The organism is Mycobacteroides sp. H001 (assembly GCF_001440005.1).
GTDB lineage: Bacteria > Actinomycetota > Actinomycetes > Mycobacteriales > Mycobacteriaceae > Mycobacterium > Mycobacterium gwanakae.
Map to the genome: position 1 here is coordinate 199600 of NZ_LJYH01000038.1, position 22930 is coordinate 222529.

At 65.9% G+C, this 22930-nt stretch carries 24 protein-coding genes; 13 read left to right on the top strand and 11 right to left on the bottom strand.

The annotated features are described in order from the left end of the window. The first annotated feature begins 15 nt into the window (after positions 1-15). From glnA (AOT83_RS19430) to AOT83_RS19455, 6 genes are all read left to right on the top strand, one after another. A complete protein-coding gene (glnA, locus tag AOT83_RS19430) occupies positions 16-1356 on the top strand; it encodes a type I glutamate--ammonia ligase (protein ID WP_030095418.1) in 1341 nt (446 codons plus the stop codon). Position 1357: 1 nt separating this feature from the next. Beyond that, complete coding sequence (locus AOT83_RS19435) at positions 1358-4339, top strand: bifunctional [glutamine synthetase] adenylyltransferase/[glutamine synthetase]-adenylyl-L-tyrosine phosphorylase (protein WP_057966258.1); 2982 nt, start codon at positions 1358-1360, stop codon at positions 4337-4339. A 54-nt stretch (positions 4340-4393) separates the two neighbouring features. Beyond that, on the top strand, positions 4394-4726 hold the full coding sequence (locus tag AOT83_RS19440; protein ID WP_030095420.1) for a hemophore-related protein: 333 nt from the start codon (positions 4394-4396) through the stop codon (positions 4724-4726). A 146-nt stretch (positions 4727-4872) separates the two neighbouring features. Continuing rightward, positions 4873-5430, top strand: a complete 558-nt coding sequence (locus AOT83_RS19445; RefSeq protein ID WP_030095421.1) for a hemophore-related protein — start codon at positions 4873-4875, stop codon at positions 5428-5430. A gap of 37 nt (positions 5431-5467) precedes the next feature. Next, positions 5468-6178 (top strand): response regulator transcription factor, encoded by a 711-nt coding sequence (locus AOT83_RS19450; protein WP_044104419.1) that lies wholly within the window; start codon positions 5468-5470, stop codon positions 6176-6178. Continuing rightward, complete coding sequence (locus AOT83_RS19455; protein WP_057966259.1) at positions 6175-7464, top strand: HAMP domain-containing sensor histidine kinase; 1290 nt, start codon at positions 6175-6177, stop codon at positions 7462-7464. The genes AOT83_RS19450 and AOT83_RS19455 overlap by 4 nt, the downstream gene beginning before the upstream one ends. 9 nt (positions 7465-7473) lie before the next feature. Here the strand turns inward: AOT83_RS19455 and AOT83_RS19460 are convergent, their stop codons facing one another. Next, positions 7474-7977: a nuclear transport factor 2 family protein gene (locus AOT83_RS19460; RefSeq protein ID WP_057966260.1), complete on the bottom strand. Its 504-nt coding sequence runs from the start codon at positions 7975-7977 to the stop codon at positions 7474-7476. A gap of 52 nt (positions 7978-8029) precedes the next feature. Here AOT83_RS19460 and AOT83_RS19465 point away from each other — a divergent pair, with 52 nt between their 5' ends. After that, complete coding sequence (locus AOT83_RS19465) at positions 8030-8968, top strand: endonuclease/exonuclease/phosphatase family protein (RefSeq protein ID WP_030095425.1); 939 nt, start codon at positions 8030-8032, stop codon at positions 8966-8968. Here the strand turns inward: AOT83_RS19465 and AOT83_RS19470 are convergent. The 4 genes from AOT83_RS19470 to glnA (AOT83_RS19485) form a co-directional block, all read right to left on the bottom strand. Then, complete coding sequence (locus AOT83_RS19470; protein ID WP_030095426.1) at positions 8955-9374, bottom strand: DoxX family protein; 420 nt, start codon at positions 9372-9374, stop codon at positions 8955-8957. The genes AOT83_RS19465 and AOT83_RS19470 overlap by 14 nt on opposite strands. 34 nt (positions 9375-9408) lie before the next feature. Continuing rightward, positions 9409-9819 carry a DoxX family protein gene (locus AOT83_RS19475; protein WP_057966261.1) on the bottom strand — a complete coding sequence of 137 codons (411 nt, stop codon included), beginning with the start codon at positions 9817-9819 and terminating at the stop codon, positions 9409-9411. Between the two features lie 38 nt (positions 9820-9857). Beyond that, positions 9858-10736, bottom strand: coding sequence for a glyoxalase III HchA (gene hchA / locus AOT83_RS19480; RefSeq protein ID WP_057966282.1), 879 nt, complete (start codon positions 10734-10736; stop codon positions 9858-9860). Between the two features lie 136 nt (positions 10737-10872). Next, on the bottom strand, positions 10873-12309 hold the full coding sequence (glnA, locus tag AOT83_RS19485) for a type I glutamate--ammonia ligase (protein ID WP_030095429.1): 1437 nt from the start codon (positions 12307-12309) through the stop codon (positions 10873-10875). A gap of 140 nt (positions 12310-12449) precedes the next feature. On the opposite strand from glnA (AOT83_RS19485), the gene AOT83_RS19490 reads away from it, so the two are divergent. The 4 genes from AOT83_RS19490 to AOT83_RS19505 all read left to right on the top strand — a co-directional run bounded on the left by AOT83_RS19490 (position 12450) and on the right by AOT83_RS19505 (position 16515). Then, entirely contained in the window at positions 12450-12914 is a 465-nt protein-coding gene (locus AOT83_RS19490) for an RDD family protein (protein ID WP_030095430.1), read from the top strand. Continuing rightward, positions 12915-14309 (top strand): MFS transporter, encoded by a 1395-nt coding sequence (locus tag AOT83_RS19495; protein WP_030095431.1) that lies wholly within the window; start codon positions 12915-12917, stop codon positions 14307-14309. It abuts the gene before it with no gap. A 90-nt stretch (positions 14310-14399) separates the two neighbouring features. Next, entirely contained in the window at positions 14400-15236 is an 837-nt protein-coding gene (locus AOT83_RS19500; protein WP_030095432.1) for a GNAT family N-acyltransferase, read from the top strand. Positions 15237-15252: 16 nt separating this feature from the next. Continuing rightward, positions 15253-16515 (top strand): SidA/IucD/PvdA family monooxygenase, encoded by a 1263-nt coding sequence (locus AOT83_RS19505; RefSeq protein WP_057966262.1) that lies wholly within the window; start codon positions 15253-15255, stop codon positions 16513-16515. On the opposite strand, the gene AOT83_RS27000 is transcribed toward AOT83_RS19505, so the two are convergent. Then, positions 16398-16982 carry a TetR/AcrR family transcriptional regulator gene (locus tag AOT83_RS27000; protein ID WP_324610502.1) on the bottom strand — a complete coding sequence of 195 codons (585 nt, stop codon included), beginning with the start codon at positions 16980-16982 and terminating at the stop codon, positions 16398-16400. The two genes, AOT83_RS19505 and AOT83_RS27000, sit on opposite strands and share 118 nt — an antisense overlap. Here AOT83_RS27000 and AOT83_RS28450 point away from each other — a divergent pair. Then, positions 16873-17121 (top strand): hypothetical protein, encoded by a 249-nt coding sequence (locus AOT83_RS28450; RefSeq protein ID WP_324610501.1) that lies wholly within the window; start codon positions 16873-16875, stop codon positions 17119-17121. The genes AOT83_RS27000 and AOT83_RS28450 overlap by 110 nt on opposite strands. Positions 17122-17210: 89 nt before the next feature. Beyond that, positions 17211-18440: a cytochrome P450 gene (locus AOT83_RS19515; protein ID WP_057966263.1), complete on the top strand. Its 1230-nt coding sequence runs from the start codon at positions 17211-17213 to the stop codon at positions 18438-18440. Here AOT83_RS19515 and AOT83_RS19520 read toward each other — a convergent pair. The 5 genes from AOT83_RS19520 to sucB form a co-directional block, all read right to left on the bottom strand. Continuing rightward, positions 18427-19176 carry a DUF4191 domain-containing protein gene (locus AOT83_RS19520; RefSeq protein ID WP_030095436.1) on the bottom strand — a complete coding sequence of 250 codons (750 nt, stop codon included), beginning with the start codon at positions 19174-19176 and terminating at the stop codon, positions 18427-18429. The two genes, AOT83_RS19515 and AOT83_RS19520, sit on opposite strands and share 14 nt — an antisense overlap. A 34-nt stretch (positions 19177-19210) precedes the next feature. Next, a complete protein-coding gene (gene lipA, locus AOT83_RS19525) occupies positions 19211-20200 on the bottom strand; it encodes a lipoyl synthase (protein ID WP_030095437.1) in 990 nt (329 codons plus the stop codon). After that, entirely contained in the window at positions 20197-20916 is a 720-nt protein-coding gene (gene lipB / locus AOT83_RS19530; protein ID WP_044104420.1) for a lipoyl(octanoyl) transferase LipB, read from the bottom strand. The genes lipA and lipB overlap by 4 nt, the downstream gene beginning before the upstream one ends. 4 nt (positions 20917-20920) lie before the next feature. Further along, positions 20921-21823, bottom strand: a complete 903-nt coding sequence (locus AOT83_RS19535; RefSeq protein WP_030095439.1) for a TIGR01777 family oxidoreductase — start codon at positions 21821-21823, stop codon at positions 20921-20923. Between the two features lie 3 nt (positions 21824-21826). Further along, positions 21827-22930: 2-oxoglutarate dehydrogenase, E2 component, dihydrolipoamide succinyltransferase (gene sucB, locus AOT83_RS19540; protein WP_082628295.1), on the bottom strand; the 1104-nt coding region annotated here is incomplete at its 5' end.

Below are 22930 nucleotides of genomic sequence, written 5' to 3' on the forward strand. Positions count from 1 at the left end.
TAATAGCCTCTGACCATGGATCGTCAGAAGGAATTCGTGCTGCGCACGCTGGAAGAACGAGATATCCGTTTCGTCCGGCTGTGGTTCACCGATGTGCTCGGTTACCTCAAGAGCGTGTCGATCGCACCCGCCGAACTCGAGGGCGCGTTCGAGGAGGGCATCGGCTTCGACGGTTCGTCCATCGAGGGCTTCGCCCGTGTGTCCGAATCGGACACCGTTGCGCACCCCGATCCGTCGACGTTCCAGGTGCTGCCCTGGACCACCAGCGCCGGTAAGCACCACTCGGCGCGCATGTTCTGCGATATCAAGCTGCCGGACGGATCGCCGTCCTGGTCGGACCCGCGGCATGTGCTGCGCCGTCAGCTCGCCAAGGCAAGCGATTTGGGCTTCTCCTGCTACGTACACCCGGAGATCGAGTTCTTCCTGCTGAAGAACATGCCCGATGACGGGTCGGCACCCATTCCGGCCGATGACGCCGGATATTTCGACCAGGCCGTGCACGAGGCGGCACCGAACTTCCGCCGCCACGCCATCGACGCGCTCGAATCTATGGGCATCTCCGTGGAATTCAGCCACCACGAGGGCGCGCCCGGCCAGCAGGAGATCGACCTGCGCTACGCCGACGCGCTGTCCATGGCCGACAACGTGATGACCTTCCGCAACGTGGTCAAGGAAGTCGCGATCATCGACGGCGTGCATGCCACCTTCATGCCCAAGCCGTTCAGTGATCACCCCGGCAGTGCGATGCACACCCACATGAGCCTGTTCGAGGGCGATACCAATGCCTTCCACAACCCCGACGATCCGCTGCAGCTGTCCACCGTAGGCAAGTCGTTCATCGCCGGAATCCTGGAGCACGCCAACGAGATCAGTGCCGTCACCAATCAGTGGGTGAACTCCTACAAGCGGCTGGTGCAGGGCGGAGAGGCCCCCACGGCGGCATCCTGGGGCGCGGCCAACCGCTCGGCGCTGGTGCGGGTTCCGATGTACACGCCCAACAAGTCGTCCTCACGCCGCATCGAGGTGCGCAGCCCCGACTCGGCCTGCAACCCGTACCTGACCTACGCCGTGCTGCTGGCCGCCGGACTGCGCGGCGTGGAGCAGGGCTACACGCTGGGGCCCGAGGCCGAGGATGATGTCTGGGGCCTGACCCGGGCCGAGCGTCAAGCCATGGGCTACAAGGAACTGCCCAGCACCCTGGAGAACGCGCTCATTGCCATGGAGCGTTCCGAGCTGGTGGCAGAAGCCTTGGGGGAGCATGTCTTTGACTTCTTCCTCCGTAACAAGCGGGCCGAGTGGGCGCGTTACCGAAGCAATGTGACCCCGTTCGAGCTGCGGGCCTACTTGGGTCTCTGAGGTGACTCGAGCCTCCACCGAGCGTTCGAAGGTTCCCAGTGTCGGGCGGCTGGGGCTCGTCGATGCGCGGGCTGCGTCTCTGCTCGAAGAGCTGGGTTGGACCACCGAAGCGCACGTCCCGCTGTTGTGGTCGTTGTCGAGGTCACCCGACGCGGATGCCGCGCTGCTGACCCTGATCCGGTTGCACGAGGAGATGGGCGCCGACTGGGCCGCGCTGGACCGGGAGCTCAGCGCCGACACCGCCCTGCGCGGGCGGCTGCTGTCGGTGATCGGGTCTTCGCTGGCGCTCGGCGATCACCTGGTCGCCCATCCCGCCCGTTGGCAGCTGTTGGTAGGGGATATCGAGCTTGAATCCAAAGAGGCTCTGCAAGAACGCTTCTTGACGGCTGTTGGTGCTGTAGGGGGGCGTGCCTCGGTATCCGAGGGCACCGCGATCTCGACGCTGCGCGACGCGTACCGAGACCGGCTGCTGGTGCTCGCCGCACTCGATCTGGCCGCGACCGTGGAGAACGAACCGGTGCTGCCTTTCCCCGTGGTGGGCCAGCACCTGGCGGATCTGGCCGATGCCGCGCTGACGGCGGCACTGTCCGTCTCGGTATCGCTGGTGGTTCCGGAGGGACAGGACCCGCCCCGGCTCGCGGTCATCGCGATGGGCAAATGTGGTGCGCGCGAACTCAATTACGTCAGCGACGTCGACGTCATCTTTGTGGCGCAGGAGGCCGATTCGCTGAGCACCCGCGTCGCCGGGGAGATGATGCGCATCGGCTCGAGCACCTTCTTCGAGGTAGACGCGGCGCTGCGCCCGGAGGGCAAGGCGGGCGCGCTGGTGCGCACCCTGGATTCTCATGTGGCCTACTACCGGCGCTGGGCCAAGACCTGGGAGTTCCAGGCCCTGTTGAAGGCGCGGCCCGCCGTCGGCGATCCGGAGCTGGGCCAGGCATACCTGGACGCCCTCATGCCGATGGTGTGGGCCGCCTGCGAGCGTGATGATTTCGTGCCGGAAGTACAGGCCATGCGCCGCCGGGTGGAATCGCTGGTGCCGGCAGACCTGCGCGAGCGCGAGATCAAACTGGGCACCGGTGGGCTGCGTGACGTCGAATTCGCGGTACAGCTGTTGCAGTTGGTGCATGGCCGGGCCGATGAGTCGCTGCATGTCGCCTCGACGGTGGACGCGTTGGCGGCGTTGTCCACCGGGGGATACATCGGGCGTGACGACGGTGCGAATCTGACTGCCTCGTATGAGTTCTTGCGCCTACTGGAGCACCGGTTGCAGTTGCAGCGGCTCAAGCGCACCCATACCCTGCCCGCGCCGGAAGACACCGAGGCCATGCGCTGGCTGGCCCGGGCCGCCCACGTGCGTCCCGACGGGCAGAACGACGCGGTCGGGGTGCTGCGCGCCGAGATCAAGCGACAGGCGGTGCGGGTGTCGCGCCTGCACACCAAGTTGTTCTACCAGCCGCTGCTGGAGTCGGTCACCGAGTTCGACAAGGAGGCGTTGGGGCTGTCCAACGAGGCGGCGGTGCGTCAGCTCGCGGCCCTGGGCTACCAGCAGCCGCAGCATGCGCTCAGCCACCTGTCCGCGCTGACCAAGGAGGGCGGGCGCCGCGGGCGCATCCAAAAAATTTTGCTGCCAACGCTTTTGGATTGGCTGGCGGATACCCCCGATCCGGATGCCGGACTGCTGGCCTATCGCCGGGTGAGTGAGGCGCTGGTCGACCAGACCTGGTACCTGCGCACGCTGCGTGACGAGGGCGCGGTGGCCAAGCGGCTCATGCTGATCCTGGGCACCTCGGCCTACGTGCCGGACCTCATCATGCGTGCGCCCGAGGTGATTCAGCTCTACGCCGACGGGCCCAATGGGCCCAAACTCCTTGAGGCGGAGCCAGTCTCGGTAGCGGGGGCGCTGATCGCGTCCTCGGCGCGGCACACCGATCCGGAGCGTGCGATCGGGGCGGCACGATCGTTGCGGCGCCGGGAGCTGGCCCGGGTGGCCTCGGCGGATCTGCTGGGCCTGCTGGACGTGGTCGATGTCTGCGGTGCGCTGACTTCGGTGTGGGTCGCGGTGCTGCAGGCCGCCCTGGATGCGCTGATCAAGGGCAGTGTTCCCGACGGTGAAGAGGCCCCGGCAAGCATCGCCGTCATCGGGATGGGGCGTCTGGGCGGCGGCGAGCTGGGCTATGGCTCCGATGCCGACGTCCTGTATGTGTGCGAGGCGCGCGGTGGTGCCACCGACGACGAGGCCGTCCGCTGGTCGGCCACGATCGCCGAGAAGCTGGGCAAGCTGCTCGGTGCTCCGAGCACCGACCCGCCGCTGCAGGTTGACACCGGTCTGCGTCCCGAGGGACGCAATGGGCCGATGGTGCGCACCCTGGCGGCCTACGAGACCTATTACGCCCAATGGGCGCAGCCGTGGGAAGTGCAGGCGCTGCTGCGCGCGCACAGCGTCGCAGGAGATGCGGACCTGGGTCTGCGGTTCCTGCACATGATCGACAAGACGCGATACCCCGCCGGTGGCATCGCCCTGGATGCGGTGCGCGAGATTCGCCGGATCAAGGCGCGGGTGGATGCCGAGCGGCTGCCACGCGGCGCTGACCCGAACACCAACACCAAGCTGGGCCGTGGCGGGCTGGCCGATGTGGAGTGGACAGTGCAGCTGCTGCAGCTGCGCCACGCCCACGAACATCCGTCTCTGCACAGCACCTCGACGCTGCAGACGCTGGCGGCCGCAGCGCAGGCCGGGCTCATCGAGGCCGAGGACGCCGAGCTGCTGCGTCAGGCGTGGCTGACCGCCACCAACGCGCGCAACGCATTGGTGCTGGCGCGGGGTAAGCCCACCGACCAGCTGCCCGGACCCGGCCGGCTACTCAACACGGTGGCCGCGGCCGCCGGCTGGCCGGACAACGACGGCGGCGAGTTTCTGGACAACTATCTGCGCGTGACCAGGCGCGCGAAAGCGGTCGTACAGCGGGTGTTCGGGGAGTAGCTTCGTGCGGATCACGGTCCCTTTTCGCGGATCCACATCCCTCAAGGAGCGGCTATGAAGTACACATCGATTGTCGTGGGTCTCGGTGTCGTCGCCGGTGCCCTTGGCGTGGCGGCGCCCGCCTACGCCAAGCCGGGTGATTGCACCGTCTCCGAGGAAGCGCGGCTCGATGCGGTGGAGGCGACCAAACGCGCGGAATACCTGGAACGCCATCCCGACGTCAACACCGGGATAAGCGATGCGCTCAAGAACACGCCCGGCGACGGCGGCGCCAAGCACGAGGCGGTGCAGGCGTATCTCAATGCCAATCCCGCGGCCAAGGCTGACCTGGATGCGATCCGTCAGCCGGTGCAGGACTTCAAGAACCGCTGCTGGCCGGGGGAGTAGGGGCCCGCCGAACTCCACGGATGTAATTTTTGCCGCGCTTCTCATGGTTTCTTAACGTTCGAGCCATGACCGTCCAACCAACGCTCGATAGCGTCCCGGACGGGCCGGCACCTCGTCGGCTGTAACGCTGAACAAGGAGTTACTCCATGAAGTTCACCTCTGCTGTCCTCAGCGGTGTCGTCGGTACCGGTGCGGTCGCCAGCGCCCTGGCATTCGCAGGCGCCGCTGGTGCGGCTCCCGGCCAGTGCACTGCCGCCGAGTTCGCCCGTACCCACTCGACAGTGTCGAGCCAGGTCGCGAGCTACCTGGACAAGAACCCGACCATCAACGACGGCATCACCAAGGCCGCCAAGGGTGCCCCCGAGGGCGAGCGTCGCGAAGCCATCAAGACCTACCTGGATGGCCAGCCCGCCGCCAAGGCCGAGCTCGACAAGATCCGTCAGCCGCTCACCAGCCTGAAGAGCAGCTGTGGCGCGGACACCGATGACGCGGCCCCGGCCGCCCCGGCCGGACTGGTTGGCCAGCCGGCACAGCCCGCCACCGAGAACGCCCCCGCTGAGCAGCCGCAGCAGCCGTGGAACCCCTTCGCGCCGCAGCAGCAGCCCGCGCAGGACGTCGCGGAGAACGCCGGCACCCAGCCGGCCGCCCCGGCCAAGCCGGGCTCGCCCGCCGTCACCGCGGTGGTCGATCAGCAGGACGCCTAACACCTCTCTCAGACGGGCGGCTTAGCCTTAAGCAGCGATGACTCAGGAAAATGCCGCCCGTCACAAGGTGTTGATGGTCGATGACGACCCGGACGTCCGGAACTCGGTAGCCCGTGGGCTACGCCACTCGGGTTTCGACGTCCGGGTCGCTGTCGATGGCCGCGATGCACTGACCCAGCTCGCGGCCGATGAGCCCGACGCCTTGGTGCTCGATGTGCAAATGCCCGAGCTGGACGGAGTAGCGGTGGTTACCGCACTGCGGGCCCTGGGTAATGACATTCCGATCTGCGTGCTGAGCGCACGTGACACCGTCAACGACCGGATCGCCGGCCTGGAGGCCGGTGCCGACGACTACCTGACGAAACCTTTCGACCTCGGCGAGTTGGTGGCCCGCTTGCGCGCCCTGCTGCGCCGTCGCGGCGCGGGCGGCGGCGGTCTTGCCACCTCGGCCATCACCGTGGGACAGGTGACGGTCGACGTGGCCCGCCGGCTGGTTTTCAGTAACGGAGAGCGCGTCGAGTTGAGCAAGCGCGAGTTCGATCTGCTGGTGGTGCTGGCCGAGAACACCGGTGTGGTGCTGAGCCGCACTCGGTTGCTGGAACTGGTGTGGGGCTACGACTTTGACGTCGAGACCAATGTGGCCGACGTCTTCGTGAGCTATCTGCGCCGCAAGCTGGAAAACGGGGGAGCCTCACGGGTCATCCATACCGTCAGAGGTGTGGGATACGTGATGAGGGAAGAGGCGTGAAACGCTCACTGTCTCTGCGTACCCGGGTCGCGGTCGCGGCCTTCCTGGCCGCGGGCCTGGTGGTCGCGCTCATCGGCATCGTGGCCGGTATCGCGCTGGTGCGCAACGACACCCGACAGCTTGACCGGCGCCTGGACATGCTGACGGATGCGGTTCAGGCCACCACCCGTCATGGCGAGACCACCTTCGTGTTGACAGTCCGGGACTCCAAGAGCGGAGGCCTGGTGATCTTCCGCGGCGTCGAACTGCCGAGGCTGCCGTTGGGGACGGGGAATGTGACCGTCGGCGACGTGAACTACCGGGTGCGGACCATCGAGAATCCGGAAGAGCAGACCGTGATTTCACTCGGGACGCGGTCGGACACGGTGTTGGTCAACCACCGGGGAATCCCGGTCTTCATCGCGCTGGGTGTGCTGTCGATGCTGTTGGCCGGAGGCTTCGCGTGGCTGTTCGCGGGCCGGGCGGTGCGACCACTACACCAACTCACCGATCAGACCCGGCAACTCGACACCGACGGTCTGCATGTCGCGGCGGTACGCGGCGCACGGGAATCCGAAGAACTTGCCGACGCCATGGCCGCCATGCTCGGGCGCGTCTCGGCAGCACAGTCAGAGACCACCAAATCCCTTCTGGCGGCCCGCGATTTCGCGGCCAGCGCCGCCCATGAGCTACGCACGCCGCTCACCGCGATGCGCGCCGACCTGGACACGCTGCGCGCGCATGACCTTTCGAATGAGGAACGCACCGAGGTCATCGGCGACCTGCAGCGCGCCCAGCGCCGCGTCGAAGCCACCATCACCGCGCTCGGTCAGCTCGCGTCGGGTGATCTCGCCCGCGCAGAGGATCGTGAACTGGTGGACATCGCCGATCTGCTGGACCGGGTGGAAGCGGATGCGTCGATGCACCGTGCCGACATGCCGGCGATCACCGTCAACACTGATGACGGGGGCGTGGTGCTGGGCTGGCCAGATGGGCTGCGGCTGGCGGTGGACAACCTGGTGCGTAACGCCATCAACCACGGCAATGCCAAACATGTTGTGCTGAGCGCGAATCGGGTCGATAGCCGACTGGTGATCGAGGTCGACGACGATGGCACCGGACTTCCCGAGGCTGATCGGGAGCGGGTGCTGGGGCGGTTCGAACGTGGCCCTGGTGCCAAGCCCGGCGGGCTCGGGCTGGGTCTGGCGCTCGTCGCGCAGCAGGCCGCGCTGCACGGGGGAGATGTGGTGCTGTCGGAAAGTCCGCTGGGCGGGCTGCGGGCAACGCTGACGATTCTGGCTGAATAGAACCGGCGACTAGTTCTTGCGCGATCCGTACTTGGTGAGCCAGTCGCGGGCCTCGTCGGGAAGTCTCCCCGACGTCTCGGCGGCCCTGCACCAACGCCGCACCATCTTGACCATGTTCGCGGGGTTGTAGGCGTCCTCCTGCTGCGACCACAGTCCGTTCCCGGCGTAGTGCAGCACGGTCAGGTTCGGTTCGCCCCAATGCTGACCGTCGCCCGGATCGCTCATCACGTTATCGATTTCGCAAACTACCCAACCCTTTTCGGGGTCGAAGACCGTCCAGGTGGCAGGCAGGCTCGGCATGTGGTTGCCGGGGAACTCCGCCATGACCGCGGTGATGTACTGCCGAATCGCCTCCTTGCCATGCAGGCGGCCCACGACGTGTTCGATGTAGAGGGCGTCGTCGGTGTACATCTCGGCGTAGGGGTTCCAGTCGCCGGTTTCGATACAACGATGGACGGTGGCCTGGTGTTGCGCGAACGCTTCCTCGAGTTCGGCGCGGCTAAACGACGGCATGGGTAAGAGAGTGCCATAAGGTACCGTCCCTGAGGTGCGTGGACGGACCGCCGTGGGGGCGTTGGGTTGGCTGCTGGCCGTCGTTGCCATCCTGGCGATCGTGTCGCGCTGGGCGCGATCCAGTTGGTCGCCCCTGATCGGACTGACCGCCGGCTGGCCGGTTACCTGTCTGCTGATGATCCTGGGGCTGTTGCTGTTCCTTTCGGTGCGGCAGTGGTGGGGGGTGCTGACGGCGACCGTGGTGATCGCGTTGCAGGTGCTGGCCATCGCACCGCTGTACCTGGCAGACACCCATCCGCAGGGGACAACCGTCACCGTGCTGCAGACCAATCTGCGTTTCGGTGCCGGTGACGCCGGGGCAGTGGTGGCCGCGATCCACGAGCACGACGTGGGCGTGGTGACGGTCGACGAACTCACCCCGGAGGCCCGAGTGAAACTCGTTGCCGCGGGTATTGATTCAGTGCTCCCGTATTCGTACACCGTTGCCGAGCCGAAGGCTGCCGGCACCGGTATCTGGAGTCGGTATCCGTTAACCCCGGTGCATCAGGACGACCAGAGCTTCGCCATGCGGCAGATCTGGGCGGAAGCCGAGATCCCCGGGGTGGGGCCGGTGATGCTCGTCGCCGTGCACACCCGCCCGCCGGAGAAGGATATGAGTTCGCCGGGCTGGCTCACCGAGCTGGACACCATCGGCCGTCAGTTGCAAGCATTACGCCCGGACGTGAAAGTCATTGTCGGTGGCGACTTTAACGCCACCTACGATCACTTTGTGTTCCGGCAGATCCTCACCGGCGGCTTCGCCGATGCCGTGGATCAGGCCGGGGCCGGCTGGCTGCCGACGTGGCGTGAGGGGCGCTGGTACACCCGGCTGATCGGGATCGATCACGTACTGACCCGCGGGGCTGCCGCCACCTCGGTGACCACCCAGGAGATCTACGGCACCGACCACCGGGCGCTCATCGCCACGGTGGTTGTGCCTAGCTCTTCTTGAGCGCCGCGTCGATCGACAGCGATCCACCACCGGTAAACACCAGCAGGAAGAAGGCCCAGCAGAACAGGACGGCCAGTTCGCCGTTGTTCTCAATGGGAAGCAGTCCAGCGGACTGGTGCTGGGTGAAATACGCGAACGCCATCGTGCCGGAGGCCAGGAACGCCGCGATGCGGGTCCCGGCGCCGAACAGAATCGCGACACCGGTGAGGAACTCGATGGCGCCCGCCCACCAGCCCAGCGACCACGACTCCACCGGGGGCATCGAGGCCAGGTCGGGCCAGCGGAACAGGATGGCAGTGCCGTGCACGGTGAACAGGAATCCGAAGACGATGCGGAACAACGACAGGACAACGGGTGTGGCGCCGTCGAGCTTGGCGACTGAGCTGGAGGTGCTGGAAGAGGCCATGGCCAGGATGCTAAACCAATTCTGGCGTAAGGACTTAGCGCTTAGCGCGGGTAATGAATCGGTCGAGCGATAGTGACCCGCCGCCGGTGAATACCAGCAGGAGGAAGATCCAGCTGTAGAGAGCGGCGCCCTCGCCGTTGTTCTGGATCGGCAACAGCCCCTCGGGCTGGTGGTAGGTGAAGTAGGCGACCGCCATCGCGCCGGATGACACGAACGCGGCGATCCGGGTGCCGAGCCCGAGGATGAGCGCCGCTCCGCCAAGGAACTCGATGATGCCGGCCCACCAGGGCAGGGTGCCGACGGGCTGCAGGTACGAGGCCAGTGGCCACCCGAACAGGTGAGAGGTGCCGTGTAGGAAGAACAGGAACCCCACCACGATCCGGAATGCCGACAGGGCGACCGGCGTCAGGCCGGTGAGCTTGGTTTCGATATCAGCGAGTGCCATGCGTCTAACAATAGGACCATAGTCCGCTTTATTCCTGCCTAGCCGTCGGTGACCGCGTTGACCAGGGTCTCCGCCGCCAGCAGGCCGAGGTTGTTGGATGCCAGCGGGCTGTCGCCGGTGAGTAGTTTGCGGTCGGCGTGTGTCTGCCCGGTGATCCCGGTGTTGAGGATCGTGACGCCCTGCTTATGCAGATTCTCGCCGACAAGCCACGGCATTTGCCCTGGGATGTAACCGATTTCGGTGTTGACGCCGGTGTCCAGGCTGTCCGGGAACACACACAGGCTGTAGCCCTGAAAGGGTGATTCATCGCGGTCCAGTCCGGCGGCCAGCAGCGCGCCCGGGCCATGACAGAGGGTGATGATGTATTTGTCGTACTCCAGCGCCCAATCCAAGACCGTCCGGACTTCCTCGCTGTCCGGGATGCCCAGAAGCACGCCGTGACCGCCGGGAATGAACACGGCGAGGTAGTCCGAGTCCGGACCCAGGCTCTCGGCGATGATCCGGGAGAGCTTCTGCGGTTTCTTCAGTTGGGCGGACAGCTCGGCGTAGGTCTTCAACACGGCCTCGTCCTGGTGGGGCATCGCCCAGAGCTCAAGCTTGGCTGGATTACCGGACACCGTGGCGACATCGATTCCGAAGCCCGCGGCCTTCAGGTGGTGCAGGGGCAGCAGCATCTCAACGGGATGGTTTCCGGTGGAGAACATCGTCCCGTTCTGCATGAGCATGTAGCGCTCTTCGGTGGCGATCATCAGGATCTTCCAGCGTCCACCGGTGTAGGCGTTCTCATAACGCACGCCGGCGAAGTCTGTCTTGGACGGCACGTACTGGCTCAGCGAGTACGGGGACGGAAAGAAGGCATTGTCTTCGGCGGGGTCGGGGACTGGGGTCCTGTTCAGTTCCTCGGCTGCGTTCGGCACGGATTCCACGCTCCTCGAAAAGTTAGACGGGACATCTACTTTCAACGTACGCCGCTCCACCGTACTCCGTGCCGCGAAAACGACAAGGCCCCCGAGGAGATCCCGGGGGCCTTGACGATGTGCGGATTACACGGCTCTACACGTCGAAGTAGAGGGCTACCTCGTACGGGTGAGGACGGATGTTGATCGGCTCGATCTCGTTCTCGCGCTTGAACGCGATCCAGGTCTCGATCAGATCGGAGGTGAAAACGCCACCCTCGGTGAGGTATTCGTGATCCTTCTCGAGGTTGTCGATCACGGTGGCCAGGTTGGTCGGGGCCTGCGGAATGTTGGCGGCCTCCTCCGGAGGCAGCTCGTACAGGTCCTTGTCGACGGGCGCCAGCGGCTCGATCTTGTTCTTGATGCCGTCGATGCCTGCCATCAGCATGGCCGCGAACGCCAGGTACGGGTTACCCGAGCTGTCCGGGCAACGGAACTCGAGGCGCTTGGCCTTCGGGTTGTTGCCGGTGATCGGGATACGCACGCACGCCGAGCGGTTGCGCTGGCTGTAGACCAGGTTGATCGGGGCCTCGTAGCCCGGCACCAGCCGCTTGTAGGAGTTCACCGTCGGGTTCGTGAACGCGAGCAGCGACGGGGCGTGGTGCAGGATGCCGCCGATGTAGTGACGGGCCACGTCCGAGAGCCCGGCGTATCCGGCCTCATCGTGGAACAGCGGCTTGCCGTCCTTCCACAGGGACATGTGGGCGTGCATGCCCGATCCGTTGTCACCGAACAGGGGCTTGGGCATGAAGGTGACGGTCTTGCCGTTGGCCCACGCGGTGTTCTTGATGATGTATTTGAACAACAGCACGTCGTCGGCCGCGGCCAGCAGCGTGTTGAACTTGTAGTTGATCTCGGCCTGCCCACCGGTGCCCACCTCGTGGTGACCGCGCTCCAGGGTGAATCCGGCGTTGATCAGGTTGGTGGTCATCTCGTCACGCAGGTCGACGAAGTGGTCGTACGGGGCGACGGGGAAGTAGCCACCCTTGGGGCGCACCTTGTAGCCGCGGTTCGGGCTGCCGTCCTCCTCGTAGGGCTCGCCGGTGTTCCACCAGCCGGCCTCGGAGTCGATCTCGTAGAAGGTGCCGTTGATCTTCGAGTCGAAGCTGACCGAGTCGAAGATGTAGAACTCTGCCTCGGCGCCGAAGTAACAGGTGTCGGCGATGCCGGTACTGGTCAGGTACTGCTCCGCCTTGCGGGCCACGTTGCGCGGGTCACGCGAGTAAGCCTCGCGGGTGAACGGGTCGTGGACGAAGAAGTTGACGTTCAGCGTCTTGGCGGCGCGGAACGGGTCGATCTTGGCCGTCGAGATATCGGGGAGCAGCAGCATGTCGGACTCGTGGATCGACTGGAATCCGCGCACGGAGGATCCGTCGAAGCCAAGGCCGTCTTCGAAGACGCTGGCATCGAAAGCAGATGCAGGGATGGAGAAGTGCTGCACGACGCCCGGCAGGTCACAGAACCTGACGTCCACGTACTCGACCTTCTCGTCGGCAATGAACTTGAATACCTCGTCGGGGCTACTGAACGCCATGCTTCTCCTTAATTGCCTCTTGTTCCACTGATCCATGAACGCGCGAATGAACCTATGGAGCCGGTGTTGCCTGCCGGTCAACCATATGTTGCGCGGATGTTACGCGTAACCACAGTTCGGTTGGCATTTACGCTGTGAGTATGGCGCGAGACCTGGGTTCATGGTTGTCGGGGCTTGGTTCGGTGCAGGGCGCGGGCAACTCTCGGTACCCGGGAGAGCAGCTCGGTCTGCCCGCGACGGGGCCCGGATCGGCGGCACCGATGGCGCGGCGGCTACTGGCGCTGCTGCTCGATTGGCTGATCGCCGGTGGCCTCGCGCTGCTGTTCGTCAAGGGAAATCTGTTGTCGCCCACGCTTTCCTCGGCCCAGCTGCTGACCTGGATCGCGATCGGAACGGTCGCGGTGCGGCTGTGGCGGTTCACTCCGGGCCAATACCTGGCGGGCTTGCAGGTCGCGCCCGCCGACGGGACCAACTCGGTGGGCATCGGCCGCGCATTCATCCGGAATCTGCTGATCGCCCTTATCGTGCCGCCGCTCATCACCGACGTTGACGGCCGTGGTCTGCACGACCGGGTGACCCGCACCGTCGTGATTCGTTCCCGCTAGATGATCCTGCTCGCCGTCTGCATGGCGGTGTTCATGCTGCTGCTCGACATGACGATCGTGTCGAGTGCACTCGCCGACCTGCAGCTGTCCCTGGGGGCTGACCTCGCCGATCTGCAATGGGTCATCGACGCCTATGCGCTGCCGATGGCAGGGCTGCTGCTCACGGCCGCCACTCTCGGTGATCGTCTGGGCCGCCGACGGCTCTACCTGCTGGGCATCGTGCTGTTCACCGCGGCCTCGCTGGGCTGTGCGCTCGCGACCAGCGCGCCCATGCTGATCGGGGTGCGGGCCCTGCAGGGCATCGGCGGAGCGATCCTGCTGGCGGTATCGCTGCCGATCATCGCCGCGGCGTATCCGCAGGAGCGCCGCGGTGCCCCCATCGCGATCTATGGCGCGGTGATGGGTGCGGGCAGCGCCGCCGGTCCACTGCTGGGCGGATTTCTCGTCACACACTTCGGATGGCAGTCGATCTTCCTGGTCAACCTTCCGGTCGGGGTGCTGGCGCTGGTGATCGCGGTGCGGCACCTGCCCGAGACCCGGGCCGACGAGCTGCGGCCGGTCGACTGGGTAGGCACCGTGCTGCTCACCTTCGGGCTGGTTACCGGCGTCTTCTCGGTGATCTCTCTGCACGACGGCGGAATTGGGGGCCGCACGTCCGGTGCGCTGGCCATCGTCGCGGTGCTAGCCCTCGTGCTGTTCTTCTGGTGGGAGGGGCGCGCCCCCGCGCCCATGCTGAGCCTGCGACTGGCCACCTCACCCGGTTTCGCCGGGGTCTGGGTTGCCGCCGCCGCGGCCTCCGGCACGCTCATCGCGGCCACCAACTATCTGGCGTTGTACTTCATGAACACATTGGGTTACAACGCATTTGAGACAGGTCTGCGGGCCGGACCACTCACCCTCGCCACCATCGTGGGAGCCCCGTTGGGGATCCTGGCGGGTAGGCGACTGCCCACCAGGATTGCCATCCCGGGCGGTGTGGCGCTGGTGGCCGTCGGATTGTGGGCTGCGTCGGGCGCTCACGCCGATACGGTCTGGACCCATTTCATCTTCGGCTCGGCATTGGCCGGGTTGGGGCTGGGAGCGCTCTCGGCGATGACATCCGATGCCGCACTGCAGTTCGTGCCATTGGATGACGCCGGGATGGCGACCGGGTCGGTGAGCACGGGGCGCCAGATCGGCATTCTCTTGGGCGTGGCAGGCATGGGCGTGGCATTCGGGCATGCCGCGGCCGGTAAGGCCGATGCGCGGGCCGCGGGCGCCGCGGGCATCGACAGCGTGCTGTTGCTGGGGGCGGCCGGGGCGGCCTGCGCCGCGTTCATTTCGCTGATTCTGCTCACTGTCGCTACGATGAATCGCTCGCACGATCCGGCCACCGGGGAGTCGCTAGCTATCTAGCCATCGGTGATCGCGCCTGCCTGCACGGATGCCCACAGGGATTTGTGCATAGCGGTCGTACGCCGTAGACAGAGGGAGTAGCTTTCGATCATGGAGAGCGCGGCGGTTCTCATCGCGGCGCCCGGTGTCGGTTCCGATCGGGGGACGGACGCGAACCCGCGGCCGCGGTACAGCATTGTCTTGTCGTCAGATCCGGCTGAAGTTGAAGCCGCGCAACGACTTCGGTATCAGGCGTTCGCCGACGAAATGGGGGCGCCACTGCCGCATGCCGTTCGTGGGCCCATCACAGGCGAGATGATCGACCTGGACAAGCTGGATCCCTATTGCGATCACCTACTGGCTCGCGACGAGGACACCGGCGCCATCATCGGCTGTTGTCGGCTACTGCCGCCCGAGGGGTATCAGGCAGCGGGGGAGACGTTCACCGACTCCATGTTCGATGCCTCGGCACTCGATCCGCTGCGGCCCAAACTGGTTGAGATCGGCCGGGTTACTGTCGCGCCCGAACACCGCAACGGCGCGGTGATGGGGATCCTGTGGGCCGGGATCTTCCGGTACCAGCAGATGACCGAGCATCAATACGCGATCGGCTGTCTGTCCGTGCGGATGGAGGACGGCGGGCCCCGTGGATCGTTGGTGCGGTCGGTGCATGACTTCGCACAGCGGTTTGCCGCCCCCGACGAATACCGTGTCGTGCCCAGAAACCCCGTTGTTGTGGACGGCGTGCCCCTGGAGGAGATCCCGCCTCAGGAGAAGGCGAAGATCCCGCCGCTGCTGCACGGATGCCTGCGCATCGGCGGACGTATCTGTGGACCGCCGTCCTTCGACCCGGAGTTCGACATGGCGGACTTCTTGGTATTGGTCACCAAGGACACTGCGCGGCAACGCTATCTGGAGCGTCTGGAGCGGTCCCTTGCTCTCGGATAGCCATAGTTCTCACGATGTGCTCGGGATCGGATTCGGGCCATCGAACCTGGCGCTGGCGATAGCGCTGTCCGAACATCCGCACCGGGCGTCGGCGAAGTTCGTTGATGCCCAATCGCAATTCGGATGGCATCGCGGCATGCTGATCCCGGGTGCACGGATGCAGGTCGCCTTCCTCAAAGACCTGGTGACCCTGCGAAACCCCAAGAGTCACTACACCTTTGTCAACTATCTGACAGAGCGTGGGCGACTGCCGGACTTCATCAACCAACAGAGTTTCTTCCCGACCCGCGAGGAATTCCACGACTACCTGGATTGGGCGCAGCAGGCGCTCGGGGCCGATGTCGTCTATTCCTCGCGGATGGTCGGAGTTCGCGCCGCCGCCGACGGGTTCGAGGTGCGGTTGCAGGACACGTCGGGATTGTCGCCGGACCGTCTGACGCATGCGCGGGCTCTTGTCCTCGGCTGCGGAACGTTCCCGGCGATGCCGTCCGGCATCAATCCCACCGCGCGGCAATGGCATAGCAGCGAGCTGTTGCACCGGCTCGGTACGTGGGACGGGGCTCCGGCCCGCGTCGCGGTGGTGGGCGCCGGGCAGAGCGCGGCCGAGGCGGTGGCGTATCTGCACAGCCGCTACCCCGATGCCCAGGTGCACGCGATCTTTGCGCGCTACGGATACAGCCCGGCCGATGACAGCCCTTACGCGAACAGGATTTTCGATCCGGCCGCGGTGGACGACTTCTATGGTGCGCCCCCCGAGATCCGTCGCCAGCTGGTCGACTATCACCGCGACACCAACTACGCGGCAGTCGACTCTCCGCTGATCGCCGATCTCTACGACCGCGAATACCGGGAACGGGTCAGCGGGCAGCGGCGCCTGTGGATGCACAACGCCTCGAAGATCGTTGCCGTGGACGAGGCGCCCGAACGGGTACGCCTGGCCGTGACACATCAGCCGAGCTCCTCGACCGAGCTGCTCGACTGCGATTTGGTGGTGTACGCCACCGGGTACCGGCCGTTGGATGTGCGGGCATTCCTGGGACCGCTGGCTTCGTGTTACGAATTCGACGCCGATGGCCGGCCGGTGGTCGAACGCGACTACCGGCTACGGGCGCGGGCAGGTGCCCCGGGAGACGTCTACCTCAACGGATCGGTGGAGCACAGTCACGGGCTGTCGTCCTCGTTGCTCTCCAATGTCGCGGTGCGGGCTGGCGAGATCGTGGATTCGCTGGTCGCCGAGGCGGAGACCCGTGACGCGGTGGCGTCCTTCAAGACCGGGTAGACGAAGCGTTCGATCATCTCTGCCTCCAGCGCCGGGTCTGCTGCGGGCCAGAATAGAAATGCCATCACTACGCGCGAAATCCATTGCGCGGCAGTGTCGTCAGCGAGTCCGGTAAACATTGACGCCGAACGTGGAATTTCGGAGGCCGGGCTCAGGTAGGAGCCGAGCGAGGCCGGCGACATCGTCGCCACCATTGCGCTGACAATCGGATCGTTGCGGATAGCGGTCAGCGAGGCGGTGATGGCGGTGACCGTACGCCGCTGGGCGTCCACGGACTCGACCGCCCGCTGTATGTCGGTGGTGACATTTGCGATGTTCCGGGCCAGCACGGCGTCGACAATCGCAGGCTTGCCTCCGATGTGCCGATACAGCGTCGCGCGTGAGCATCCCGCCTCGCGGACCACCGCATCCAGGTTCAGCCGGTCCAGCCCGTGCCGTGCGATCTGCCGAGCCGCGACCGACACGATGCGGTCGGCGGCCGCGGCATGGCGGTCGCCGGGGTGCAGCCAGTCGGAGCGTGGTGACATCAGTTCCTCAATCTATCTCAAGATGAGACATAACCACTCAGAATTCTCAGTGTTTCTGCTGGTAGGGCAGCCGCCGTGAGACGCCACAGATCATGCCTCTGAACAGGTGTTTCTCAGTTTCCCGAATGCCTTGACGTGCGGTTTTCCGGTCTGTCAGCCTCGTGAGTGATGAGCACCGTGGAATTGTTCGACCCGCAGATCCTGGAGGATCCCTATCCGTTCTACCGGCGGCTGCGTGAGACGGCGCCGGTGTGGCCCGCAGGGGATTCCGGCTTCTACTTCGTCTCCCGCTGGGATCTTGTGGTGGAGGCCACCGAGCGCACCGCGGACTTCTCCTCCAACCTCACTGCCGCGCTGATGAAGTCTCAGGACTGCGAGACGGGACTGACGGTCGCGGCGATGGGACCGCCTGCCGATCCCACCCACGTCCTGGCCACCGGTGACGATCCGGTCCATCATGCGCATCGCAAACTGGTGCTCCCGACATTGGTCGCCAAGCGCATCACCGCACTGGAACCGGTGATGGCCGAGACGGGAGCCCAATTGTGGGAACGCGGATGCGACGGTCAGAGCATCGACTGGATGGCCGCGATGGGCGATGCGCTGCCGATGACCATGGTGGCCCGGCTTATCGGGCTGCCCGATGAGGACGTGCCGCAACTGGTGCAGTGGGGATACTCCAGTACCGAGATGCTCGGCGGGCTCAACACCGCCGAGCGGCAGGCTCAGGTCGTCACCGACACCATGTACCTCGTCCTCTACCTGCGTGAGCATCTGGAGAAGGAGCTGGCTGCCCCCGGCGAGGACCTGCTCGGATACCTGGCACAGGCATGCAATCGGGCAGACATCTCGCTGGACATCGGTGTGATGATCCTGGTGCAGTTGGTCGGCGCCGGCGGCGAATCCACGGCCGGACTGATGGGCAACGCGGTGCGCATTCTCGGAGAGAATTCCGAACTGCAGCAGCGCATCCGGGACGACCGTGCCCTGCTGCCCACGTTCTTAGAAGAGGTGCTGCGGTTGGAGTCACCGTTTCGCGGACACCACCGGCACGTGGTGGCGGACACTTCGCTCGGCGGGGTCCAGCTGCCCGCGGGCAGCCACCTCACCCTGCTCTGGGGTGCGGCCAACCGCGATCCGGAGATCTTCGAAAACCCCGACGAACTGCGCCTCGACCGGCCCAGCCCGCGCAGTCACATCACTTTCGGCAAGGGCCTGCACTTCTGCGTCGGGGCGGCACTGGCGCGCCTTGAGGCGCGTACCGCGATCAATCTACTGCTTGACCAGACGCGTGAATTCACGATCAAACCCGGTGGTGCGCAGTGGGTTCCGAGCATCATGGTGCGGCGGCACCAGAAACTGGAGCTGGAGCTCAGCCTGGGATCTAACGCCGCCTGATGGTGCGCTGCATTCCGCCGCGCGACTTCGCCTGACCGGGCATCGGCCCCTTCGGCATGGCCGCGGCGCGTGAGCCCAGCGCCGAGAGCCGTGACTCCAGGGAGTCCATCTGCTTGGCGGTGATGTTGGCGGGAAGCTTGGTGAGGTGGCGCTCCAGTTTGGACAGCGGCACCTGGCCATCCTCGTTGCCGACGATGACGTCGTAGATCGGCGTATCGCCGACGACACGTGCGGTGCGCTTCTTCTCCTGCGCCAAGAGTGGGCCCAGCCGTCCGGGAGCACCTTCGGCGACGAAGATGATGCCGGGCCGGCCGATGACGCGGTGCACGACATCGAGCTGTGTGGTTCCGGCGACCCCGGTGGTGACCCGCCATTTACCGCGCATGTTGTCCAGCGCCCAGCCTGCGGCGCCCTTCTGGCCCTCGGCCTTGGTGAAGACCGATTTCTGCACGCGCCGGCCGAAGATGATGAACGCGACCAGCACGCCGAGCACCACGCCCAGAATCGGGAACATGAACACGCTGATGCCGCCCGAGAAGTATCCGGCGACCGCGAATGCCGCGACGATCAGTACGAACGCGCCGATCATGTACGGCAGAAGCCGCTTGTCTTCCTTGCGCTGAATCTGAAAGGCCTGCCACATCTGGGCGCGGCGCGCCTTCGATTCGACCTTGCGACGCGCCTTTGCCTCGGCCTTGGCGGCCTTGGCCTCGGCGGGACTCAGTGATTTAGGCATGGCTAGAGAATATCGCCCGGCGGCAACGTGCCTGTCATCCGATGAGGTTGATGGCCTCTTGCCGGGCCGAACCCGCCTCCGTCAGGTGCTCCAGCTCGGCGGGCAGGGGCCGTCCATGGTGGGCCATCGCCTGTGCGTACAACCGACCGGCCCGGTACGAGGAACGCACCAGCGGCCCGGCCATCACACCTGCGAAGCCCAGACCCTCTGCGAACTCGGAAAGCTCCACGAATTCCTGCGGTTTGACCCAGCGATCAACCGGATGATGGCGCGGTGAGGGCCGCAGATACTGGGTGATGGTGATGATGTCGCAGCCCGCTTCGTGCAGCGCGACCAGAGCTTCCCGGATCTCGTCGTTGGTTTCACCCATCCCGAGAATCAGGTTGCTCTTGGTCACCAGCTCCGCTTCGCGGGCGGCGGTGATCACCGACAGGCTTCGCTCATAGCTGAATGCGGGCCGGATGCGGCGGAACACCCGCGGCACTGTCTCCAGGTTGTGCGCCAGCACCTCGGGGCGGGATGCGAACACCTCTTCCAGCTGCTCCGGGACGGCGTTGAAGTCCGGGATGAGCAGCTCGACACCCGTGGCCGGGTTGAGTTGCTTGATGTACCGCACGGTTTCGGCGTACAGCCAGGCGCCACCGTCGGGCAGGTCGTCACGGGCCACGCCGGTGACCGTCGAGTACCGCAGACCCATGGTGTGCACGCTCTCGGCCACCCGGCGTGGCTCGTCGCGGTCCAGGTCGGCGGGCTTGCCGGTGTCGATCTGGCAGAAATCGCAGCGGCGGGTGCACTGCTCACCACCGATGAGGAAGGTGGCCTCGCGGTCCTCCCAGCATTCGAAGATGTTGGGGCATCCGGCTTCCTCGCACACGGTGTGCAGCCCACCCGAGCGCACCAGCGACTTGAGTTCCTTGTATTCGGGGCCCATCTTGGCGCGGGTGCGAATCCAGTCGGGCTTGCGCTCGATGGGGGTTTGGGCGTTGCGAACTTCCAGTCGCAGCAGCTTGCGGGGTTCGGTCATGCGCCCACCGCTCCTGCGCTACTCCCGCCCGCCGCCCCGACGGCCAGCCGGCCCTCGAGTGCGTCGATCACCGAGGAAACGACCTGGTCATGCACCTCGTCGATGGTGACATCCCGGCCCAGTTCGGCGGACAGGGTGGTCACACCGGCGTCGGTGATGCCGCAGGCCACGATCGGCAGGTAGGCGTCCAGGCTGTTATTGCAGTTCAGCGAGAACCCGTGCATGGTGACCCCGCGCTGCACACGGACCCCGATCGCGGCGATCTTGCGCTCCGGCTTCCCGCCGCCCGCGGCCAGCCACACACCAGAGCGGCCGTCGACACGTTTGGTCTGTACACCCAGCTGTGCGCATACCGCGATGATCGATTCTTCAAGACGCCGAACGTAGTTCACGACGTCGATAGGCTCGGCCAATCGCACGATCGGGTAGCCAACCAGCTGGCCGGGTCCATGCCAGGTGATCTTGCCGCCGCGATCGGTGTCGATGACGGGTGCACCGTTGATCGGCCGTTCCTGCGCTTCGGTGCGCCGACCCGCGGTGTACACCGCCGGATGCTGCAAGGTCAGCAGCGTGTCAGGTCCTCCGGCCACGCGGGCCTCGACGATGTCACGCTGCAGCTCCCAGGCCGCCTCATAGTCGATCATGCCCAGGTCCCGTACGACGACGGGATCTGCGCTGGATCGGATGGATCCATGAGAGCGGTGCACGGGTTCCATTATCTCACTTCATCGGTCGGCTGTTGTTGGCGTAGGCGAGCGCCTCGCCGATGGTGTGGTGCTCGAACTCGAATCCGTGCTGTTCCAGGACCGCCGGGATGACGCGCATACTGCGTGTCATTTCGGCGTCGGCGAACTCGCCGAGGACGGCCCGGAGCGCGAACTGTGGCGCTACCAGCAGGGTCGGGCGATGCAGAGTCCTGCCGAGGGCCGCGGTGAACTCGGCGTTGGTCACGGGTGCCGGGCCGGTGAGATTGACCGGTCCCGAGAGCGTCGATTCGGTCAGTGTGAACTCAAGGGCCCGGATCTGGTCCTCAAGGCTGATCCACGGCATGTACCAGCGTCCGTTGCCCAGCCGTGCTCCCAGACCCGCGGCGAAAAGCGGGCGTGATCTGCCGAAGAGCCCTCCGGCAGGGGAGAGCACCAGGCCGGTGCGCACGATCACCACCCTGGTTCCGGCCTGCACGGCCTCTGCGGTGGCGGCTTCCCAGTCGATGCACACACGTGCGAGGAAACCGGTACCGCTGGATGCGGTTTCGTCGATGACGCGGTCGCCGCTGTCGCCGTAGTAGCCGACTGCGGAGGCGTTGATCAATACCGGCACGCCGGCATCGGCGACGGCACCGGCCAGCACCTCCGTGGGGATGATGCGGCTGTCGTAGATCTCCTGCTTGTAGGCGCCCGACCAGCGCTTGTCGCCGACACCGACACCGCACATGTTGACCACGGCATCGGCACCCTCGAGAGCGCCGGGCTCTATCTGCCCGCTCGCCGGATCCCAGCGCCGTTCGTCAGGGCCCATCGGGTCGCGGCGAACCAGCCGGACCACGGTGTGGTCTGCGGCACGCAGCGACGCGACGAGCGCCGACCCGATCATCCCCGAGGAGCCGGCGATGACGACACGCATGGGTTACAGACCCAGGTCCGCCTCGAAAGCCCCCTCTTCCAGGCGATGTTTGATGGTGGTGAGGAACCGCCCCGCGTCGGCTCCGTCGATCAGGCGGTGATCGTAGGTCAGTGGCAGGTAGCACACCGACCGGATGCCGATCGATTCGTTACCCGCTTCGTCACGGATCACCCTGGGACGCTTCACGATTGCACCGGTGCCGAGCATGGCGGCCTGCGGCGGTACCAGGATCGGGGTGTCGAACAACGCTCCTTGGCTGCCGATGTTGGTGATGGTGAAGGTGCCACCGGCGAGTTCGTCGGGCTTGAGGTTCCCCGAGCGCGCGCGGGCGGCAATATCGGCGATGGCACGGGCCAGCCCGGCCAGCGACAGATCACCGGCGTTGTGGATCACAGGAGACAGCAGACCTTGATCGGTGTCTACCGCGATGCCCAGATGCTCGGCATCGAAGTAGGTGATCTCCTTGCTGTCCTCGTTGTAGCTCGCGTTGACGTTCGGGTGCGACTTGAGCGCCTCCACTGCGGCCTTGGCGAAGAAGGGCAGGAACGTCAGGTTGACGCCTTCACGCTCGGCGAACGTCGCCTTGGCGCGAGCCCGTAGCGCCGCGATCTTGGTGACGTCGACCTCGTGAGTCTGGGTCAACTGCGCGGTCTGCTGCAGCGATTCGCGTGTCTTCTTGGCGGTGAGCTGACGAATCCGGTTGGCCTTCTGTGTGGTTCCGCGCAGATGGGCCAGCGCAGCAGGAGCCGCCGGAGCCGATGGCGCCGCAGCCGCGGGAGCTGCCGCTGCTGCAGGTGCGGGGGCCTTGGCGGCCTCAGCGGCAGCCAGGACGTCCTGCTTGCGAATGCGTCCACCCACACCGCTGCCGGTGAGCGCGGACAGATCCACGTTGTTCTCGGCCGCGAGCTTGCGGACCAGCGGGGTGACGTACGGGTTGTCGCCCGCGTCGGCGGCAGCAGCGGGTGCCGGTGCCGCCGGGGCTGCGGGTGCGGGGGGAGCGGCCGGTGCGGGTGCGGCAGGCGCCGGTGTTGGCGCTGCGGGTGCCGCCGGTGCTGCTGGGGCCGGTGCGGGCGCCGGGGGCGCGGGTGGAGCCGCGGCGGGCTCCCT

What these genes read in the sequence shown, in the direction of transcription:
- glnA (WP_030095418.1), top strand. Translation starts at nt 16, where the DNA reads ATGGATCGTCAGAAGGAATTCGTGCTGCGCACGCTGGAAGAACGAGAT.
- AOT83_RS19440 (WP_030095420.1), top strand. Translation starts at nt 4,394, where the DNA reads ATGAAGTACACATCGATTGTCGTGGGTCTCGGTGTCGTCGCCGGTGCC.
- AOT83_RS19445 (WP_030095421.1), top strand. Translation starts at nt 4,873, where the DNA reads ATGAAGTTCACCTCTGCTGTCCTCAGCGGTGTCGTCGGTACCGGTGCG.
- AOT83_RS19450 (WP_044104419.1), top strand. Translation starts at nt 5,468, where the DNA reads ATGACTCAGGAAAATGCCGCCCGTCACAAGGTGTTGATGGTCGATGAC.
- AOT83_RS19460 (WP_057966260.1), bottom strand. Translation starts at nt 7,977, where the DNA reads ATGCCGTCGTTTAGCCGCGCCGAACTCGAGGAAGCGTTCGCGCAACAC.
- AOT83_RS19470 (WP_030095426.1), bottom strand. Translation starts at nt 9,374, where the DNA reads ATGGCCTCTTCCAGCACCTCCAGCTCAGTCGCCAAGCTCGACGGCGCC.
- AOT83_RS19475 (WP_057966261.1), bottom strand. Translation starts at nt 9,819, where the DNA reads ATGGCACTCGCTGATATCGAAACCAAGCTCACCGGCCTGACGCCGGTC.
- glnA (WP_030095429.1), bottom strand. Translation starts at nt 12,309, where the DNA reads ATGGCGTTCAGTAGCCCCGACGAGGTATTCAAGTTCATTGCCGACGAG.
- AOT83_RS19490 (WP_030095430.1), top strand. Translation starts at nt 12,450, where the DNA reads ATGGCGCGAGACCTGGGTTCATGGTTGTCGGGGCTTGGTTCGGTGCAG.
- AOT83_RS19495 (WP_030095431.1), top strand. Translation starts at nt 12,915, where the DNA reads ATGATCCTGCTCGCCGTCTGCATGGCGGTGTTCATGCTGCTGCTCGAC.
- AOT83_RS19500 (WP_030095432.1), top strand. Translation starts at nt 14,400, where the DNA reads ATGGAGAGCGCGGCGGTTCTCATCGCGGCGCCCGGTGTCGGTTCCGAT.
- AOT83_RS28450 (WP_324610501.1), top strand. Translation starts at nt 16,873, where the DNA reads ATGTGCCGATACAGCGTCGCGCGTGAGCATCCCGCCTCGCGGACCACC.
- AOT83_RS19515 (WP_057966263.1), top strand. Translation starts at nt 17,211, where the DNA reads ATGAGCACCGTGGAATTGTTCGACCCGCAGATCCTGGAGGATCCCTAT.
- AOT83_RS19520 (WP_030095436.1), bottom strand. Translation starts at nt 19,176, where the DNA reads ATGCCTAAATCACTGAGTCCCGCCGAGGCCAAGGCCGCCAAGGCCGAG.
- lipA (WP_030095437.1), bottom strand. Translation starts at nt 20,200, where the DNA reads ATGACCGAACCCCGCAAGCTGCTGCGACTGGAAGTTCGCAACGCCCAA.
- lipB (WP_044104420.1), bottom strand. Translation starts at nt 20,916, where the DNA reads ATGGAACCCGTGCACCGCTCTCATGGATCCATCCGATCCAGCGCAGAT.
- AOT83_RS19535 (WP_030095439.1), bottom strand. Translation starts at nt 21,823, where the DNA reads ATGCGTGTCGTCATCGCCGGCTCCTCGGGGATGATCGGGTCGGCGCTC.